This window comes from Desulfuromonas thiophila (assembly GCF_900101955.1).
In the GTDB taxonomy this organism is placed as follows: Bacteria; Desulfobacterota; Desulfuromonadia; order Desulfuromonadales; family Desulfuromonadaceae; genus Pseudodesulfuromonas; species Pseudodesulfuromonas thiophila.
On record NZ_FNAQ01000003.1, the window covers coordinates 205701 to 222123 of the forward strand.

The window sequence follows — 16423 nt, forward strand, 5'->3', positions numbered from 1 at the left end:
CAGGATCAGGCGGAAAAATCCTGCCGGAGGGATTTGTTGTCCAGCAGGCTGTTGAAAAACAGCCTGCTGGAGCCCATGGACGGGCGACCAAAATCAATCATTACTTCGTAATGGATTGATTTTGTGAGCAAGACGGAAATCGCATTTTCGGCTTGCGTCGTTGAAAAAGCTCCGGATGGGACGTTTTCAACATCCTGCTAGAGGCCGGGTTGACCGGCCAGCTGTTGCAGCTTGCTGTCGATATTGTTGGTCATCCAGCTGGGATCCCACCACTCAATGGGATTGATCGGCAGCCCGCCGATCATCATTTCGTAATGCAGATGATCGCCGCCAGCCAGGCCGGTGGCGCCGGTGGTGCCGACGATCTGGCCCCGGGCGATGCTCTGGCCGGGCTGTACATCCATGCGGGTAAGATGGGCGTAGAGACTGTGCAGGCCCAGGCCGTGATCAACCAGCACGCAGTTGCCGTAGATGCCGAGGTAGTCGGCAAAAACGACCCGGCCACTGTTGGCGGCCGGTACCTCGGCCTGGGCAGTGGAGGCCAGGTCAATGCCCATGTGGGTTTGCTGGTCGATTTTCTGGCCCTGGTACAGATAGGAGCGCACATCACCGAAGGTGGCGCGGGTGGCGGCGTTGGGTTGGCGCAGAAAGGGCCCCTGCCACAGGGGTTGGCTGCTGCTGTTGCCGCACAGCTCGATCAGACGCTGGCGGTTGGCCGGTCGCAATTCGCGGTTGACGCGCAGGAACAGGTCGAGATCGGTGGCGGCATCGGGAAACTGCTGGCGGAACTGGGGCATGACCTGCTGCAGAAAGCCGTCGCTGATGCCGATCTGGTCCTGGGCAAAGGTGCGCCGGTTGATGTGGTAATAAAAGCCGCCGTTGCCGGTATTGCCGGCCCGGTCCTTGGCGACCAGGCGGGGCACGCTGTCACGGGCGGCATCGTGGGGATAGCTGAACAGGCACAGATAGTCACCCGAGGGTTGTTGAAAGGCGGGAAAAAAGCGCTCGCCGATTTGCAGGCCGCAATCGCTCACCGGTTCCGAGGCGCGGAACAGCAGCAGGCCGCTACCGCCCTGAGTGAGATTGTGGGAGCGGCTCAGTACCGTCAGCTGTGGTGGCCGGTTGTCCAGCTCGAAGGAGAACAGCTGCTGTGTCTGGTTGCCGCCGCCGAAGGGGTAGGGAGCGGCATCGCCGGTCTCGACCAGCAGAGTCAGGCTGCCGTCCTGCAGCATGGGGTCAAGCTGAAGCGGCTGATCGAGGCTGGCCGGGGCATTGCTCCAGCGTTGGTCGAACAGGACGAACTGTTGCTGGCCTTGCTGGGCCGTTACCCGCAGCCAGCGCAGGCCGGCACCCGGATCCTGTACCTGCAGCTGCAGGCCGTTGGCGCTGCGCAGGGGGCCGCCGGCCGGAGTCAGGGCGATGTCAGGGGGCTGCATGTCGCGCAGATAAAAAAACAGTGCCGCGGCCAGCAGCAGGATCAGGGGAACTACGAGCAGACGAGAGGATTTTTTCACGGCACACCTGTCACAAGAAAACGGATTCGGGGGATTCCGCCGCGCACAAGCGAGGACGGTAGGGGGTTGACGGGCCGACTCTAGCAGATTTGGCCGCTGGCGGCAATTTGGCCGCTGTCAGCGCCGGCCGGTTTGGCATTTGGCGCCGGCGGGCTTTTGGCGTATAGTGTCAATCTTCATCTGCGTCAGGTCAAGGAGGCAGCGTGGCGTTTAATACCGGACAGACCTTTAAAGACATGCAAGCGGCGGCCCGGCTGGCGGCAGCCCCTCACTGGGACGAACTGGCGGCGGCCTTTGATGGCTGGCTGGATCAGCAGCGCGATAACCTGCGCGAAATCGCTGCTGACTGGATACGTGACGGACTCAGTGACAAGGTGCTCGATGATCGGCTGGAGGCGTTGCAGCAGCAGCTTGTTGGTCAACTGCAGCAGGGCGGCGTGGCCGATGGGCCCCAGTGCGACCGCGTGGCTCAGGCGGCGCTGACCTGTTTCTGGGATGCCCTGATGAAGGGTCTTTAGCCGTTTTCAGGGGCCAGTGGCGTTGGCGTCCGGCTTTTGTTGCAGCCGGCGCAGCCGCAGCAGCCAGTCTGCCGGGCTGCCGCTGGTGGGCAGCTGCAGCAGGGTTAGAAACTCGGGTACGGCATCAAGGGGGGAGCCGGGGAGGTTTTCCGGCCGGCTCAGGCGGCGCAGCAGCTGCCAGCTTTTCAGGCCGTCGAACCACTGATGAAAGGCCCGCAGTCGTGCACGGCCGTCGCGATGGTTGCGTTGCAGGCCCGGCCAAATCCGTTTAATCTCCTGTTCCCGCAAAAACGTGGCCAACTCTGGCGCGAGGGCCGCCGCCTGGTCGAGAACCGTGGCGGCGTCCTGCACCAGCGCCTGGGGAGCCAGCTGTAACCACTGGCGCAAAACGGCGTAGCTGGCCAGAGGCAGAACGGTACAGGCCGGCTGGCCACTGGCCAGGCTCTGTTGCAGGGCCTGGCCGGTGCCGAAGGGGGTGCGGTTCGACAAGCGTGCGGCCGGATAGACCCGGCAACGCTTCAGCTGCTGCAGAGTGTACTGTTTGGCCAGCTGCTGCAGAAAGTAGAAGTCTTCGCCGGCCCGGCGTCGGTTCATGCCGCCGACGGCGACATAGGCGCGGGCGCGGCTGACCATGGTGCTGCCGATGCTGTGATGGGCATAGGGCGAGGTGGCCCAGTGCAGGCCGGCGACATGGCAGCGCAGGTAGAGTTCGTAGGCACAGATGGCCTGGCGCTGGACCGGGTCGGTTGGCCAGGGGTGGGCGTAGGCCAGCACGCCGGCGTCGAAATCCGGTCGCTGCCAGGCGCGCCCCAGCTCGCGGAAGTAGCTGGCGGCGACCTGGCAGTCGGCGTCGAGATGTACCAGCAGGGCTTCGGCCGGCAGATAGGGCAGCAACAGGTCACAGGCGATCTTGCGGGCGGTGCCGACCCCGGCGCTGGCGGCCGGCAGGGTGCGGCCGGGGCTGCTGGCATCGATCCAGACCAGACGCAGACCACTGGTCGGGCCGAGCTGGCGCAGCTGGTGCAGATCCCGCTGGTTCTGCGTCACCAGGGCACTGTCGGCGTCGCTGGCGTTGTTGATGATGACCGCCACCACAAAACGCTGACGGTCGCTGGCCGGGCTGCGGGCCAGCGATTCCAGGCAGCGCCAGAGTTCATCCCCCTCGGCCAGCGCCGGAATAACAATGGCGCCGCGCAGGTCGCTGGTATCGTTAAGGGCGCCTTCGAGCTGCCAGGGGCCGGTCAGGGAACGGCGGGTGCCATAACGGGTGTCATAACGGGCCATGGAACCAGCGCGGTGTTGGTCCGTCTGACGGGCACCGCGATCCTGCTGCGGGGTCATGGCCGAGGGCCCGTGGTGATCAGAGCGAGTGAGCGCAGTTTTTGGCGCAATTGGCCAAAGGGGTCGGCCTGGCCGTCGAGCCAGTGAATGACCAGTCCCTGCCGCTCCATACGGCGAAACCAGGTTTCCTGCCGTTTGGCGAACTGGCCGATGGCCTGGCTGAGCTGCTGGCACAGCTCGGCAAAATCCAGCTGACCCTGCAGATGGCGGGCAACGAAGCGATATTCCAGACCGTAGAATTCCAGAGTCTGCCAGCTGACACCCTGGCGCTGTAGCTGGGCCACCTCGTCGATCAGGCCGTCGGCCAAGCGCTGGTGCAGGCGTTGGGCGATACGCTGGCGCAACAGCGGCCGGGGCCAGCGCAGGCCGAAAACCAGCGCGTGTGGCGGTTCAACCGGCAGCGTTTCGGCCTGCTGTTCGGCCGTGGCAATCTCAATGGCGCGAATCAGGCGGGCGCGCTCGGTCAGGTCGGTCTGATTGTGCAGCTGCGGCCGCAGAGAGCGCAAGTGTTGGCGCAGCTGAGCCAGGTCGAGGACATCGAGTTGGCGCCGCAGTTCGGTATCGGGTGGAGCTTCGGTCAGCTGGTAACCCTGAACGATAGCCGAAAGATACAGGCCGCTGCCGCCGCACAGAATCGGCCAGCGGCCGCGCCGGCGGATGTCGGCGATGACCGGCCGCGCCCGCTGGACATAATCGAACAGGCTGAACGGCTCGGTGGGTTCCACCAGGTCGATGAGGTGGTAGGGAATGCTGCCGTATTCGGCCAGATCCTTGCCGCTACCGAGATCCATGCCGCGAAAAACCTGGCGCGAATCGGCTGAAACGATTTCACCGTCAAGGGCTTCGGCCAGTTGCACGGCCAGGCGCGTCTTGCCCGAGGCGGTGGCGCCGAGCAGCACCAGTAGATCGTAAGGAGGCAGGCTGAGGTCGTGGGGGGCTGGGGTTGTCATGACCGGTACTATAGACCAGATGTTTGCCGGTCCGCAACGGCCCGATGTCAAAGGCGCTTTTCAAGCGCGAGTGGATTTGCTAACGTGCCGCCCGACGGCCGGGCCGCCTTTTTTAAAAAATCGACGAACCATCCTGATTGCTTTCACAATGCAGCAGCTGGCGTGTATTCGCGCCGCCATCAATCCTGAAGGGAAACGGTTATCGCATGACAGAACCGGTCATCCTGCCCCGCACCGAGCACGATTTGTCCCGCCGGCGGATCGACGAAAACAGCCTTAAGGTGCTCTACCGTCTACAGCAGCACGGTTACAAGGCCTATCTGGTGGGTGGCGGCGTGCGCGATCTGCTGCTGGGGCGTCAGCCGAAGGATTTCGATATTGGTACCGACGCCACGCCGGAGCAGATTCGCAAGTTGTTCCGCAACTGCCGTCTGATTGGCCGCCGCTTTCGGCTGGCCCATATCCTGTTTGGTGACAACGAGCGCATCGAGGTGGCCACCTTTCGGCGCAAGCCGCTGGATGCCGAGGTGCCGGACGACGACCCCTTTTTCTGTGAAAACCAGTTTGGCACGCCCGAGCAGGACGCCTTCCGCCGCGATTTCACCATCAACGCGCTGTTTTACAATATTGAGGATTTTTCCATCATCGATTATGTCGGCGGGCTGGAGGATCTGCGCCTGGGCCGTATCCGCGTGATTGGTGATGCCGACGAGCGTTTTGTCGAGGATCCCGTGCGGATGCTGCGGGCGCTGGAGTTTGCCGCCCGCCTTGGCTTCGAGCTGGACGACGCCATTGCGCCGGCCATTGGCCGGCGGGCCGCCGGGATTGCACTGGCGGCGCCGGCCCGGCTGCGCGAGGAGGTGCTGGAACTGTTCCGCCACAAGGTGGCTGGCAAGGTGCTGCAGAAGGCGGACCGGTATGGCCTGCTGGCCGATCTGCTACCTGATCTGCAACCCAGTCGCGAACTGTTCGATCTGTTGCGGCAGGTCGATGTGCGCACCGCCAGTGGCACCGCCATTGACGAATCCCTGGCGCTGGCCGCTCTCTATCTGCCGGCATTCCGCCAGCGGCTGGTTGAAGGGTCTCTGGCCGAGGTGTTCAAACAGGCCAATGCGCTGCTGGTGCCCCACTGCCAGCGCTATTCCATTGCTTGTGGTATCCGCCATCAGGCGCGGGAACTGCTGGTCGGTTTTTACCGTTTCGCCCGTGGTCGCGGGCATCGGGGGGAACAGCGGTTTTTGCGGCATCCTGCGGCGGCGCAGGCCTTTGTGCTGTTTCAGCTGTGGTGGGAGGCAAGTCGGCAGGAAGGCGAGTTGCTGGAAAGCTGGCGTCGTGCCCTGGCCGGCGAGGAAGCCCCTGCTGCCAAGGTGGGCGCTCCCGGTCGGCGCCGGCCGCGCCGCCGGGGTGGCCGGCGCCGGAGCAAGAAAACGGCTGCGCCGGCGCCGGAGTAGCTGGCAGCGGGTTCAGACGCCGGGACAGGTGAAGCTGGCGAAACGCAGCAGGTAGCGATCGGGGTCATAAAACCAGAGTTCGGTGAAGCCGTGTTCATCGTCGCTAAGTTCGTACAGCAGTGGCCAGTGCTGGCGTTGCAGGCTGCGGCGCAAAGGAGCGAGATCGGCACGGTTGAAGTCGAGGGCCAGACCCACGCCGCGCTGATGGCGTTGCAGATGGCTGAAGGCGGCTGGATGGCGCGCCTCCAGGGCCGCAGCCGGTCGCAGCAGCAGGTGGGCGCCGTCCTGGCGGATGAGCAGGCCGGCGCAGCTTGTGGCCGGGGCGTTGTCGTCGAGGTAAAGCCGTTCCACCGGCAGATCAAGGAACTGGCGATAGAAGATTTCGCTGCGGCCGAGGTCGTCCACCGCCAGAGTCAGGGTCAGGGCCATGAAGGAAATCCTTTGCATGAAAAGGGCCGGCAAGCCATTGTGGCAGCAGGCCTGGATCGGGCTGGGCAGTAACCAGGGTGACCGGCTGGCGCTAGTGCGCCTTGGCCGGGCTGAACTGGCGGCGACTGAGGGTGTTCGGCTGGAAGCCAGTTCGGCGCTGTACTGCACGGCGCCGGTGGGTGGGCCGGCCGGTCAGGCCGATTTCTACAATGCTGTGGTGCAGTTGGCAACCCGCCTGTCACCCCTTGAGCTGTTGCGCCGCTGTCTGGCCATCGAACAGCGGGCCGGTCGTAAGCGTTTGCAGCACTGGGGGCCACGCACCCTCGATCTTGATCTGCTGCTTTATGATGCGACCTGTATCACCACGGCCGAGCTCTGTCTGCCGCATCCTCGGCTGCACCAACGTGCCTTCGTTTTGCGGCCGCTGTGCGATCTGGTGCCGCACCTGCGCCATCCCGGCCTGGGTCGGTCGCTAGCCGAACTGCTGGCGGCCTTGCCAGCAGGGCCGGCGGTGGTACGCCTGCGTAGCGACTGGTAATTCGTTCTGCCCGCCTGTTTCTGCTGCGGGTTTTTTTGCTTTTGCCCGTCCGGGCACAACCAGGGAGAAAACAGCATGGAATTTTTTATCGATACCGCCATTGTTGACGAAATCCGCCAGGCCAGCGCCCTCGGTCTGGTGGACGGCGTGACCACCAATCCGTCGTTGATCGCCAAGAGCGGCCGCGATTTCAAAGAGGTGATCCGGGAAATCGCCAGCATTGTCAACGGCCCGATCTCGGCCGAGGTCATTGCGTTGGATGCCGAGGGCATGCTGGCCGAAGGCCGCGACCTGGCCGCCATTCATCCGAATATCGTTATCAAGGTGCCCATGACCGAGGAGGGCCTTAAGGCGGTGCGCCAGTTCAGCGCCGAGGGCATCCGCACCAATGTGACGTTGATCTTCTCGCCGTTGCAGGCGCTGCTGGCGGCCAAGGCCGGGGCCAGCTATGTGTCGCCCTTTGTCGGCCGCCTCGACGATGTCGGCCACGAGGGTCTCGAAGGCGTTGAGCAGATCCGCACCATCTTCGACAATTACGGCTTCAATACCAAGATCATTGTCGCTTCGGTACGCCACCCGCTGCACATTCTCAACGCGGCGCTGATGGCGGCGGATATTTGCACCATTCCGTTCTCGGTGATGCAGCAATTGGCCAAGCATCCGCTGACCGATATCGGCATCGCCAAGTTTTTGGCTGATTGGCAGAAGATGCAGCAAAGCTAGCGCCCTGGTGACTCTTCCTGCGCCAGCAGATGCTGGCGCAGGAAGCTGATCAGCCGTTGTTCGAACTGGGCCGGCCGCTCGTGCAGAAAGGCCACATGCTCCAGTTCCGGCTCGTACCACAGCTGGCAGTGGTCGCCGCCGGCCTGTTGCAGGGCAAAGGCGCCGGAGGGCTCTACCACACTGTCCCGCCCCCCCATCAGCAGCAGCACCGGTCGCGGCGCGATCTGGCCGATGCAGGCCAGGGGCGCGATATCGCTGGCATCGAGGTCGACCCGAGTGCGGCTGTGCAGCCGTATCAGCGGCACGAAGGGAAAGGCGGGCAGGCCGGTAAAGCGCTTGACCCCGCGCCGTAGGCTGTGGCGTACGCTGGCGTAGGGGGAATGGGCCACCACGGCGGCGATGCGCGGATCGCGGGCGGCGTAGCACAACGCCAGGGCCCCACCCATGGAGTTGCCCAGCAGACCGATGGCGCCTGCCGGATTTCGCTGGTACAGAAAGTCGGCGGCGGCGGCGATGTCCTGCCATTCCTGCTGGCCGAAACGGATGTCCTCGCCGGCACTGTTGCCGTGGCCGCGCAGATCGAGCAGCAGAACGCCGAAGCCGTGGCGGCCCAGCAGTTGGGCGTAGGGCACCATTTCGCCGCAATCCATCTTGTAGCCGTGCAGCAGAATCAGGCTGGCGCTGCCCGCCGCCGGCAGATACCAGGCGTTGAGGTGCAGGCCATCGGCGCTGGTCAGACACAGGGGGCGGGCGGCCAGGCCCGCCGTCTGCAGCAGGGTGGCGGGTTCACGGGCGGGATCGTCGGCGTAGCGGCGCCGGCGCACGATCAGCGGATGCGCCAGTAGCCGGTCGGCCTGGCGCCGGGCTACCAGCAGACTGTAGCCGCAAGCGGCGCCGAGCACCGCAAACAGAAGCACAAGAAGCAGTTTCATCGCAGAACGTTTCGTTGCCGGGTTGTTTTCAAGGAGAAAGCCAGTTTATGAGTGAAGACAGCAAGAAGATCATCTATTCCATGATGCGGGTGAGCAAGAACTATAATAAGCAGCCCGTTATCCGCGATATTTCCCTGTCGTATTTTTATGGTGCCAAGATTGGCGTGCTGGGCCTGAATGGTTCGGGCAAGAGCTCCCTGCTGCGCATTATGGCCGGGGTTGACAAGGACTTCAACGGCGAAGCGGTGCTGTCGCCCGGATACAGCGTTGGCTATCTGGAGCAGGAGCCGCAGCTGGATGAAAGCAAGACCGTGCGGCAGTGCGTTGAGGAAGGCGTGCAGGAGACGGTTGATCTGCTGCGTGAATTCGAGGAAATCAACCTGAAGTTCGCCGAACCCATGGACGACGATGCCATGGCGGCCCTGTGCGAGCGGCAGGCCGAGGTGCAGGACCGGCTTGATGCCCTGGAGGCCTGGGAGCTGGATTCGCGGCTTGATCTGGCCATGGAGGCCTTGCGTTGTCCGCCGGCCGACACGCCGGTGAAGGTGCTCTCCGGTGGTGAGAAGCGCCGGGTGGCACTGTGTCGCCTGCTGCTGCAGAAGCCGGACATTCTGTTGCTGGACGAGCCGACCAACCATCTTGATGCGGAAACGGTTGGCTGGCTGGAGCAGCATCTGCAGCGCTATGCCGGCACCGTCATCGCCGTGACCCACGACCGCTATTTTCTCGACAACGTGGCGGGCTGGATTCTCGAACTTGATCGCGGTGAAGGCATCCCCTGGAAGGGTAACTACTCCTCCTGGCTGGAACAGAAGCAGAAGCGTCTGCAGCAGGAGGAAAAGAGCGCCTCGGCCCGCCAGCGCACGCTGGAGCGCGAGCTGGAATGGATCCGCATGTCACCCAAGGGCCGGCACGCCAAGAGCAAGGCACGCATCAGCGCCTACGAAAAACTGCTGGGTGAGGAAGGCCAGAAACACCAGGGCGATATGGAAATCTACATTCCGCCCGGTCCGCGCCTGGGCGATCAGGTGATTGAGGCCGAGGCCGTGCGCAAGGCCTATGGCGACCGCTTGCTGGTGGACAATCTGACCTTCAAGCTGCCGCGTGGCGGTATCGTCGGGGTGATCGGTCCCAACGGCGCCGGCAAGACCACCCTGTTCCGCATGATCAGCGGTCAGGAAACGCCGGACAGCGGCAGCCTGACGGTCGGCAGCAGTGTCACGCTGGCCTATGTCGATCAGAGCCGCGACAGCCTCGCTGGCGACAAGACCATCTGGCAGGAGATCAGCGGCGGCCAGGAAAGCATGCTGCTGGGCAGCCGTGAGGTCAACTCGCGCGCTTATGTCGCCCGTTTCAATTTTTCCGGCAGCGATCAGCAGAAGAAGGTTGGCCAGCTCTCCGGCGGTGAGCGCAACCGCGTCCATCTGGCCAAGATGCTCAGCAGTGGTGCCAACGTGCTGCTGCTGGACGAACCGACCAACGATCTGGATGTCAACACCATGCGGGCGCTGGAGGAGGCGCTGGAGAGCTTTGCCGGCTGCGCCGTCATTATCAGTCACGACCGCTGGTTTCTTGACCGCATCGCCACCCATATCCTGGCCTTCGAGGGCGACAGCCAGGTGGTCTGGTTCGAGGGCAACTACAGTGAATATGAGCAGGATCGCAAAAAACGGCTGGGCCGTGATGCCGACCAGCCGCACCGCATCCGTTACCGCCAGCTGACGCGCGACTGATGGTTGATGTCTCCTGGCTGTTTCTCGATACCCGCCTGCTGGATACTCCCGTGCTGGCCATGCTGGTCAAGTTGCTGCTGGCTTTCATTGCCGGCAGCCTGATTGGCATTGAGCGCGAAAAGCATGGCCGGCCCGCTGGCCTGCGCACCCATGTGCTGGTGTGCACCGCGTCCTGTCTGATGATGGTCATTTCCGAGGGGTTGTACCTGAAATACGCCCATCTGATGGCCGATAGCGCCGTGCGGCTCGATCCGGGCCGCATTGGCGCGCAGATCATTGCCGGCATCGGCTTTCTCGGGGCTGGCGTGATTCTCAAGGAGGGGGTCAGTATCCGCGGCCTGACCACGGCGGCCTGCCTGTGGTTCGCCGCCGGGGTCGGCATGGCCTTTGGAGCCGGCATGTTTCTGACCGGCGGTTTTGCCACGGCATTGGCGCTGGTGGCGCTGATGGCGATGAAGAAACTCGAACCGGTGATCAAGAAGGACCGCTTTCTCAATCTGTGCGTTCTCTGTCATGCCGAGGTCGATCTGCTGCCGCAGTTGCAGCAGTTGTTTGACGAGTTTCACCTGCGGATTACCGACGTGGAGCAGGAACTGGATCTGGAACATGACCGGCGGCGCTATACGTTTGTCGTCACCCAGCATCGTCAGCGGATTGGACACGAGTTGCTGCAGCGCATCGTGCCACTGGAGGGGGTGCTGAAGGTGCGCTACAAATAGTGCAGGAATAATGCAGGGACGTTGTCCGTGCTGGTGGCCGGCAGGGCGGATCTGTTTCAGTCGCGCCAGAGGGTGACGCTGTTGTCGGCTTGCGCGCGCAGCCGGCGCAGGGCACGCTGATAGGCGGTTTCCTGGCTTTGCAGTTGTTGGCCACGGTTGTGGGCGATGCTGCGGACGTACACGCTGTAGCTCGAACTGAGGAAATAGATGACCCGCCCCTGGTTGCCGCCGACGGCCTGGCCGATCACCGGGATGCCTTCGCGGCGCAGAAAATCTTCGACAAAGCGGACGTTGAGCAGGCCGATACTGGTTTGCGGGGTAGTGCTCTGCTGGCCAAACAGGGCGGCGCCACCGAAGACCTTGGCACGTAGTTGTGACCGGCTGGCGCCCTGTTGCATCAGGCCATTGATCAGCAGTTCCATGGCGTAGACGCCGTAACGGCCGGCTTCTGAGTGTAGCAAGCGGTCATCGCGGTGGCTGGCTTCGCTGAGCATGAAATGGTTCATGCCGCAGACGCGCCGTTGCGGGTCGAACAGACAGACGGCGATGCAGGAACCCAGCACCGTGGTCAGCAGGCTGTTGCTGTCGCTGACCACCACATGGTCGCCGGGATAGAGGCTGATGCGGGTCAGGGTCGGGTCGTGCAGAAACGGATAGCGACTCGGGCTCGCCGGACTGGTCATTAGAATGGGCCTCGCCTCATGGAAGGTGGAGGTCCATTCTAGTTGGCGGCCGGTACAATGGATAGAAAAAAATCAGATTCGCCAGCTGGTCAGAGGCGTGGCGCCCTTTTTTCCGCCACCAGCAGCACAGGCGCGTTGCTGCGGCCCAGCGGCCTCAGCTCCAGCACCTGCCAGTTCCGTGGTGACAGGGTGGCGAGATGGTGCTGCAGTCCCTGGTATTCCTCCAGGCCACCGGGATGGCCGGTATAGCTTACCAGCAGCAGCCGGCCGCCGGGTAGCAGGGCAGCAAGGGCGTCCTGTGCGGTGCGCAGGCTGCTGGCGGTGCCGGTGGCGGTGCGGTGGTCGCCGCCGGGCAGGTAGCCGAGATTGGCCAACACCACCTTCGGTTGGCGTGGCAGGAACAGCTCCAGCCGTTCGTGGCTCAGGGCGGCCAGAAAATTACCGTGCGGGCCAATCTGCTGGGGACGGCAGATGCGCTCGGCCGGCAGGCCGGCCGCGTGCAACAGGGCCAGACTGCTGGCGATGGCTTCCTCCTGGATGTCGAAGGCCAGCACCGTGCCGCAGCGGTCGCTGGCGACGCAGCGGGCCAGATGCAGGCAGTCGTGGCCGCGGCCGGCGGTCAGATCCACCGCCAGATCGCCGGGACCAAGCACCTCGGCGCTGAGACGGTGACTCCAGCTGCTGAGGTCGAGCAGTTGGGCAGCGGATGCTGTCATGATAAATCCTTGTGGGTGGGTTGATGAGCAGGGCATTGACGACACTGGCCGGCATGGGCCGCAGCTGGCCATTGTTCGGTTGCCAACACCGGACGATGGCGTTACAGTGCGCGCCATGACTTCGCCATCGCCCAGCCCTGGTGCTGCCGCGCCCATCCCGGCCCGGCAGCTGGATCTGTATTCGTCGGCCATCACGCTGTCGGATATGGAAATCTTTGTCTACCCGCAACTGCTCTACAGCCTGGTGCTGGCCAACATTCTGTCGCCGGTGCTGTGGCGCTGGCGCGACGATCCCTGGTTCGCCGCCATCGACAAGCTTAACAGCTATCGCCGGATTCTGCGCCTCAAGCAGTTCATCATGGACCGTTACGACTTCAACCTTGATCTCGACTCCTGGGGTCTGACACGCAAGGATGTCGAGCTGGAGCGGTTCAAGACGGTGATGGCGCCGGAGGTCATCGCCCGCAGTAACGCCCTGTTCGGCTACAGTGGCGACAAGTACTATTTCGATATGGATATTCGTCGCCATTTCGGTCTCGACAAGTACGACAGCGACATCATCCCGTACTGGAAAACCGAAACCGTCGAGGCCATGGATGCCTTCAGTTATCGTGATGGCTACAGCAATGGCGCGGGCGAATGCGTTTCGCTGTCGACTCTCTACGCTGCGGCGCTGTTCGTGGTCTGCCGCATTCCGCTGGAAAAAATCTACCTGATGGCAACGCCGCTGCATTCGCAGAACTTTGTTGATGTGCGCGAGGGCATTTTGACCAACAACCGCCGCATTGTCACCAAAAACATGTGGTTCAACGGCACCGCGCTGACAGCCAGGGCTCAGCGTGCCCTGCGCAACGAGCAGGTGACGTTGGTGGCGCACTGCAGCGGCCACGTTCATGTGGTCTATCCCGAGGCCACCATCGATCCGGCGGCCTTTGACCGCTTCAGCCGGCAGCTGACGGACTTCATGCAGACGGAGCTGAACGAGGAGATTCTGTGTAATTTCCTGCGACAGCACAGCCAGCGGCAGTGTTGTTTCCAACTCCGGCATCAGCGCCACGGTAAGAGCTACTGGGTGGCGGCGGAAAAGGTCTATGCCCATGAGCGTGGCAGTGCCTATAAGGTCAGTGATCCGGCCACACGCGACCGGCTGCTTGACGAGGTTGACGAATACGATTTTCAGCCACGGCCCTTGGCTGGACGCTTCGATCTGGCCCAGCTGGGCGATTTCTTTCAGCGTTATCCGCAGCCCGATCTCAACAGCCCGGCCTTCCAGCAAGCGCTGCTGGAGGAGTTCGGTTGTGACTGCAACCTGGCCGATACCCTGGTGGAGGATCTGCGTGCCTTCGTAGCGGTGCAGCCGCGTTTGCCGCGCCTGAGTGACAAGCAGCTGCGGTCAGCGCCGGGCATTCGGCTTGATCCCGCCATGGATCGCGCCGCCATTGAGCAGAGCCTGCTGGCTCAGCGGGCCGATAATCCGGTGGTCGATCTGGCTTTCTATGCCTACCGTGACTTAAGCCGCTGCGACTGGGCGCCTTTTTTGCTGGCGGCGCTGCAGCGCAACCCGGTGTGCCGGGAAGGGAGCGCCGCGCTCGACGATGCTGCGCTGCTGCAGCACCTGAGCGATCTGCCACCGGAGTCGATCTACGAGGGCCCGCGCCTGGCCCAACCCGATGAGGTGTGGAACTTTCGCCGGGGCGATGGCGTCGAGCGGGCCCTCTGCCTGGCCTGTATCTGGCGCCAGCGCCATCCGCAGGCGCGTCTGCAGTTGCAGGTAGAGCCGGCGCAGGTGCGGCTGTGGCTGGATGATCAGCAGTGGCTGGCGCCATCGGCCAAGGGGTTGCACTATCAGGGCAGCCTGTAGTCCGCGCGCCGGCGAAAGCCGACGGATCGGGTCGGACATGTTGACCCCGGCGCGGCTTTTCTGCTTTAATGCGGTAAAGAAGACCGAAAATGTAAGCTATGCGCTGTCAACCTGGCCGGCCTGGCCGTGTGCCGCGACAAAGGACGTTTCATGGAACGCATCTACCTTGACAACAACGCCACCACCCTGGTTGATCCGGCGGTGCGCGAGGCGATGGAACCCTTTTATTGCCACATGTATGGCAATCCCAATTCACTGCACAGCTTCGGTATCGAGGTGCGGCCCTATCTCAACCGCGCCATGGAGCAGCTGTATGCCGGCATCGAGGCCGATGACGAAGATAATATCATTGTCAACAGCTGTGCCACCGAGGGCAACAACACGGTGATTCTCGGCATGTACTTCAGCTTGCTGAAGGAAACACGCAAGAAGCGCATCGTTACCACCCAGCTGGAACATCCCAGCATCCGCGAGGCCTGCCGTTTTCTGGAGAATCACGGGGTCAAGGTGACCTATCTGGCGCCGGACAGCAGGGGACTGGTGACGGCCGAGAGTGTGGCCGAAGCCCTGTCCGACCAGACGGCGCTGGTGTCGGTGATGTGGGCCAATAACGAAACCGGCCTGCTTCAGCCGATGAAGGAGATCGCCGCGGTCTGCCGCGAGCGCGGTGTCTATCTGCATACCGACGCCGTACAGGCCATTGGCAAGGTGCCGGTAAGCGTGCGCGAGGTGCCGGTGGATTTTCTGACCTTCAGCGCTCATAAGTTTCACGGTCCCAAGGGCGTCGGCGGTCTTTATCTGCGCAAGGGTGTGGTGCTGCCGCCACTGCTGCACGGTGGCGAGCAGATGGGCGGTCATCGCGCCGGTACCGTGGATGTTGCCGGGCTGGTGGGCATGGGCCAGGCCATGGAGCTGGCGGTGACGGCACTGGATTACGAAAACCTGGTGGTGCGCCGGTTGCGCGATAAGCTGGAGGATGCTCTGCTGCGCCATGCCGATGTGCTGGTGATCGGCGAGCGCGATCTGCGTACGCCGAACACGGTCTACGCCAGCATTCGCGGGGTGGAGGGCGAGGCGCTGATCTGGGACCTGAATCAGGCTGGTATCGCCGCCTCGACGGGCAGTGCCTGCGCCTCGGAGTCTCTGGAGGCCAGCCCGATTCTGACGGCCATCGGTGCCGACCGTGAACTGGCCCATACCGGTGTGCGCCTGAGCCTGTCGCGTTTTACCACCGAGCAGGAAATCGATACGACCATTGCCGTTCTTGACCGCGCCATCGTGCGCCTGCGGCAGCTGTCGACCTCTTACTGACCCTCTGCCGGCTGACGCAAAGGAGAAACCTAGTCATGGCGAAAAATGATCTGATCGGCGGCTCTTTGTGGGAGCAGTATTCCGCCAAGGTGGCTGAACGCATGAACAATCCGCGCCATTTCGGCGAACTGACGGCGGCCGATGCCCAGCGTCTGGGGGGGCGGCTGGTGATTGCCAACGAAGGCGCCGAATCCTGTGGCGACACGGTGCGGCTGTACTGGATTGTGCGGGAGAGTGATGAGCGTATCCTGGCGGCCACCTTCAAGTCCTTCGGCTGTGGCACCGCGATTGCCTCGACCGACATGATGGCGGAGATGTGTATCGGCAAGACGGTGAGCGAGGCCACGAAGATCACCAATCTCGATGTCGAGCGCGCCCTGCGCGATACGGCGGACAAAGCGGCCGTTCCGCCGCAGAAGATGCACTGCAGCGTCATGGCCTACGAGGTCATCAAGCGTGCGGCGGCGCTGTATCGCAATGTCGATATTGCCACCCTGCAGGATAAGGACATTGTTTGCGAATGCGCCCGCGTGACCCTGCAGACCATTGAGGACGCCATCCGCATCAACGATCTCCACACGGTGGAAGAAATCGCTGACTACACCAAGGCCGGAGCCTTCTGTAAGTCGTGTGTGCGACCGGGCGGCCATGAAAAACGTGAACTCTATCTGGTGGACATTCTGGCGCGCGTGCGCGAGGAGATGTCGCGTGAAAGCAGTCCCCTGCCGCCGCCTGACGCCTTTCTGGAGCAATCGGTGGTCAAACAGATCCGGGCCATCGAGGCTGCGCTTGATAACGATATCCGGCCGGTGCTGGCGCGTGACGGTGGCGGTATCGAACTGGACGATGTTCGCCGCGCCGCCGACGGCAGTCTGCTGGTGCTGGTGCAGTACAAGGGCGCCTGCAAAGGCTGCGCCGGCAGTGTGGCCGGCACCCTCAGTTTTGTGCAGCAGAGCCTGCAGGAACGCCTGAGCCCGGCCATCCGGGTGCAGGTGGCCTGACCC

General features: G+C 63.2%; 16 protein-coding genes. 9 read left to right on the top strand and 7 right to left on the bottom strand.

Annotated features, from left to right (window positions below):
* Positions 1–197: 197 nt before the first annotated feature.
* The gene (locus BLR80_RS04850) at positions 198–1514 is read right to left on the bottom strand and encodes a M23 family metallopeptidase (RefSeq protein ID WP_245691339.1); all 1317 of its coding nucleotides are present in this window, start codon (positions 1512–1514) and stop codon (positions 198–200) included.
* A gap of 203 nt (positions 1515–1717) precedes the next feature.
* Here BLR80_RS04850 and BLR80_RS04855 point away from each other — a divergent pair, with 203 nt between their 5' ends.
* Entirely contained in the window at positions 1718–2032 is a 315-nt protein-coding gene (locus BLR80_RS04855) for a hypothetical protein (RefSeq protein WP_092076825.1), read from the top strand.
* A 6-nt stretch (positions 2033–2038) separates the two neighbouring features.
* Here BLR80_RS04855 and BLR80_RS04860 read toward each other — a convergent pair whose 3' ends face one another.
* Positions 2039–3373 carry a glycosyltransferase family 2 protein gene (locus BLR80_RS04860; RefSeq protein ID WP_092076827.1) on the bottom strand — a complete coding sequence of 445 codons (1335 nt, stop codon included), beginning with the start codon at positions 3371–3373 and terminating at the stop codon, positions 2039–2041.
* Positions 3370–4323: a tRNA (adenosine(37)-N6)-dimethylallyltransferase MiaA gene (gene miaA, locus BLR80_RS04865; protein WP_092076829.1), complete on the bottom strand. Its 954-nt coding sequence runs from the start codon at positions 4321–4323 to the stop codon at positions 3370–3372. The genes BLR80_RS04860 and miaA overlap by 4 nt, the downstream gene beginning before the upstream one ends.
* A gap of 206 nt (positions 4324–4529) precedes the next feature.
* Here miaA and pcnB point away from each other — a divergent pair, with 206 nt between their 5' ends.
* Positions 4530–5774, top strand: coding sequence for a polynucleotide adenylyltransferase PcnB (gene pcnB / locus BLR80_RS04870; protein ID WP_092076831.1), 1245 nt, complete (start codon positions 4530–4532; stop codon positions 5772–5774).
* A gap of 12 nt (positions 5775–5786) precedes the next feature.
* Here pcnB and BLR80_RS04875 read toward each other — a convergent pair whose 3' ends face one another.
* Positions 5787–6203: a VOC family protein gene (locus BLR80_RS04875; protein WP_092076833.1), complete on the bottom strand. Its 417-nt coding sequence runs from the start codon at positions 6201–6203 to the stop codon at positions 5787–5789.
* Positions 6204–6219: 16 nt separating this feature from the next.
* Between BLR80_RS04875 and folK the strand changes: the two genes are divergently transcribed.
* Positions 6220–6741, top strand: coding sequence for a 2-amino-4-hydroxy-6-hydroxymethyldihydropteridine diphosphokinase (gene folK, locus BLR80_RS04880; RefSeq protein ID WP_092076835.1), 522 nt, complete (start codon positions 6220–6222; stop codon positions 6739–6741).
* A 75-nt stretch (positions 6742–6816) separates the two neighbouring features.
* Entirely contained in the window at positions 6817–7464 is a 648-nt protein-coding gene (gene fsa / locus BLR80_RS04885; protein WP_092076837.1) for a fructose-6-phosphate aldolase, read from the top strand.
* Here the strand turns inward: fsa and BLR80_RS04890 are convergent.
* Positions 7461–8396: an alpha/beta hydrolase gene (locus BLR80_RS04890; protein WP_092076839.1), complete on the bottom strand. Its 936-nt coding sequence runs from the start codon at positions 8394–8396 to the stop codon at positions 7461–7463. The genes fsa and BLR80_RS04890 overlap by 4 nt on opposite strands.
* A 47-nt stretch (positions 8397–8443) precedes the next feature.
* Between BLR80_RS04890 and ettA the strand changes: the two genes are divergently transcribed.
* Positions 8444–10129, top strand: coding sequence for an energy-dependent translational throttle protein EttA (ettA, locus tag BLR80_RS04895; protein WP_092076841.1), 1686 nt, complete (start codon positions 8444–8446; stop codon positions 10127–10129).
* The gene (locus BLR80_RS04900) at positions 10129–10848 is read left to right on the top strand and encodes an MgtC/SapB family protein (protein WP_092076843.1); all 720 of its coding nucleotides are present in this window, start codon (positions 10129–10131) and stop codon (positions 10846–10848) included. Before ettA ends, BLR80_RS04900 begins: the two co-directional genes overlap by 1 nt.
* Before the next feature lie 56 nt (positions 10849–10904).
* Here BLR80_RS04900 and BLR80_RS04905 read toward each other — a convergent pair whose 3' ends face one another.
* Both BLR80_RS04905 and BLR80_RS04910 read right to left on the bottom strand, forming a co-directional pair.
* Positions 10905–11531 carry a chemotaxis protein CheD gene (locus BLR80_RS04905; protein ID WP_092076845.1) on the bottom strand — a complete coding sequence of 209 codons (627 nt, stop codon included), beginning with the start codon at positions 11529–11531 and terminating at the stop codon, positions 10905–10907.
* Positions 11532–11620: 89 nt separating this feature from the next.
* On the bottom strand, positions 11621–12247 hold the full coding sequence (locus BLR80_RS04910) for a tRNA (mnm(5)s(2)U34)-methyltransferase (protein ID WP_171906316.1): 627 nt from the start codon (positions 12245–12247) through the stop codon (positions 11621–11623).
* Here BLR80_RS04910 and BLR80_RS04915 point away from each other — a divergent pair.
* From BLR80_RS04915 to BLR80_RS04925, 3 genes are all read left to right on the top strand, one after another.
* On the top strand, positions 12246–14108 hold the full coding sequence (locus BLR80_RS04915) for a hypothetical protein (protein WP_171906317.1): 1863 nt from the start codon (positions 12246–12248) through the stop codon (positions 14106–14108). The two genes, BLR80_RS04910 and BLR80_RS04915, sit on opposite strands and share 2 nt — an antisense overlap.
* Positions 14109–14258: 150 nt before the next feature.
* Positions 14259–15419 carry a NifS family cysteine desulfurase gene (locus BLR80_RS04920; RefSeq protein ID WP_092076851.1) on the top strand — a complete coding sequence of 387 codons (1161 nt, stop codon included), beginning with the start codon at positions 14259–14261 and terminating at the stop codon, positions 15417–15419.
* Positions 15420–15454: 35 nt separating this feature from the next.
* Positions 15455–16420, top strand: coding sequence for an iron-sulfur cluster assembly scaffold protein (locus BLR80_RS04925; RefSeq protein ID WP_092076853.1), 966 nt, complete (start codon positions 15455–15457; stop codon positions 16418–16420).
* Positions 16421–16423: the final 3 nt, after the last annotated feature.

Coding starts and splice junctions, on each gene's coding strand:
- BLR80_RS04860 (WP_092076827.1), bottom strand. CDS start 3,373: ATGACCCCGCAGCAGGATCGCGGTGCCCGTCAGACGGACCAACACCGC.
- miaA (WP_092076829.1), bottom strand. CDS start 4,323: ATGACAACCCCAGCCCCCCACGACCTCAGCCTGCCTCCTTACGATCTA.
- pcnB (WP_092076831.1), top strand. CDS start 4,530: ATGACAGAACCGGTCATCCTGCCCCGCACCGAGCACGATTTGTCCCGC.
- BLR80_RS04875 (WP_092076833.1), bottom strand. CDS start 6,203: ATGGCCCTGACCCTGACTCTGGCGGTGGACGACCTCGGCCGCAGCGAA.
- folK (WP_092076835.1), top strand. CDS start 6,220: ATGAAAAGGGCCGGCAAGCCATTGTGGCAGCAGGCCTGGATCGGGCTG.
- fsa (WP_092076837.1), top strand. CDS start 6,817: ATGGAATTTTTTATCGATACCGCCATTGTTGACGAAATCCGCCAGGCC.
- BLR80_RS04890 (WP_092076839.1), bottom strand. CDS start 8,396: ATGAAACTGCTTCTTGTGCTTCTGTTTGCGGTGCTCGGCGCCGCTTGC.
- ettA (WP_092076841.1), top strand. CDS start 8,444: ATGAGTGAAGACAGCAAGAAGATCATCTATTCCATGATGCGGGTGAGC.
- BLR80_RS04900 (WP_092076843.1), top strand. CDS start 10,129: ATGGTTGATGTCTCCTGGCTGTTTCTCGATACCCGCCTGCTGGATACT.
- BLR80_RS04905 (WP_092076845.1), bottom strand. CDS start 11,531: ATGACCAGTCCGGCGAGCCCGAGTCGCTATCCGTTTCTGCACGACCCG.
- BLR80_RS04915 (WP_171906317.1), top strand. CDS start 12,246: ATGATAAATCCTTGTGGGTGGGTTGATGAGCAGGGCATTGACGACACT.
- BLR80_RS04910 (WP_171906316.1), bottom strand. CDS start 12,247: ATGACAGCATCCGCTGCCCAACTGCTCGACCTCAGCAGCTGGAGTCAC.
- BLR80_RS04920 (WP_092076851.1), top strand. CDS start 14,259: ATGGAACGCATCTACCTTGACAACAACGCCACCACCCTGGTTGATCCG.
- BLR80_RS04925 (WP_092076853.1), top strand. CDS start 15,455: ATGGCGAAAAATGATCTGATCGGCGGCTCTTTGTGGGAGCAGTATTCC.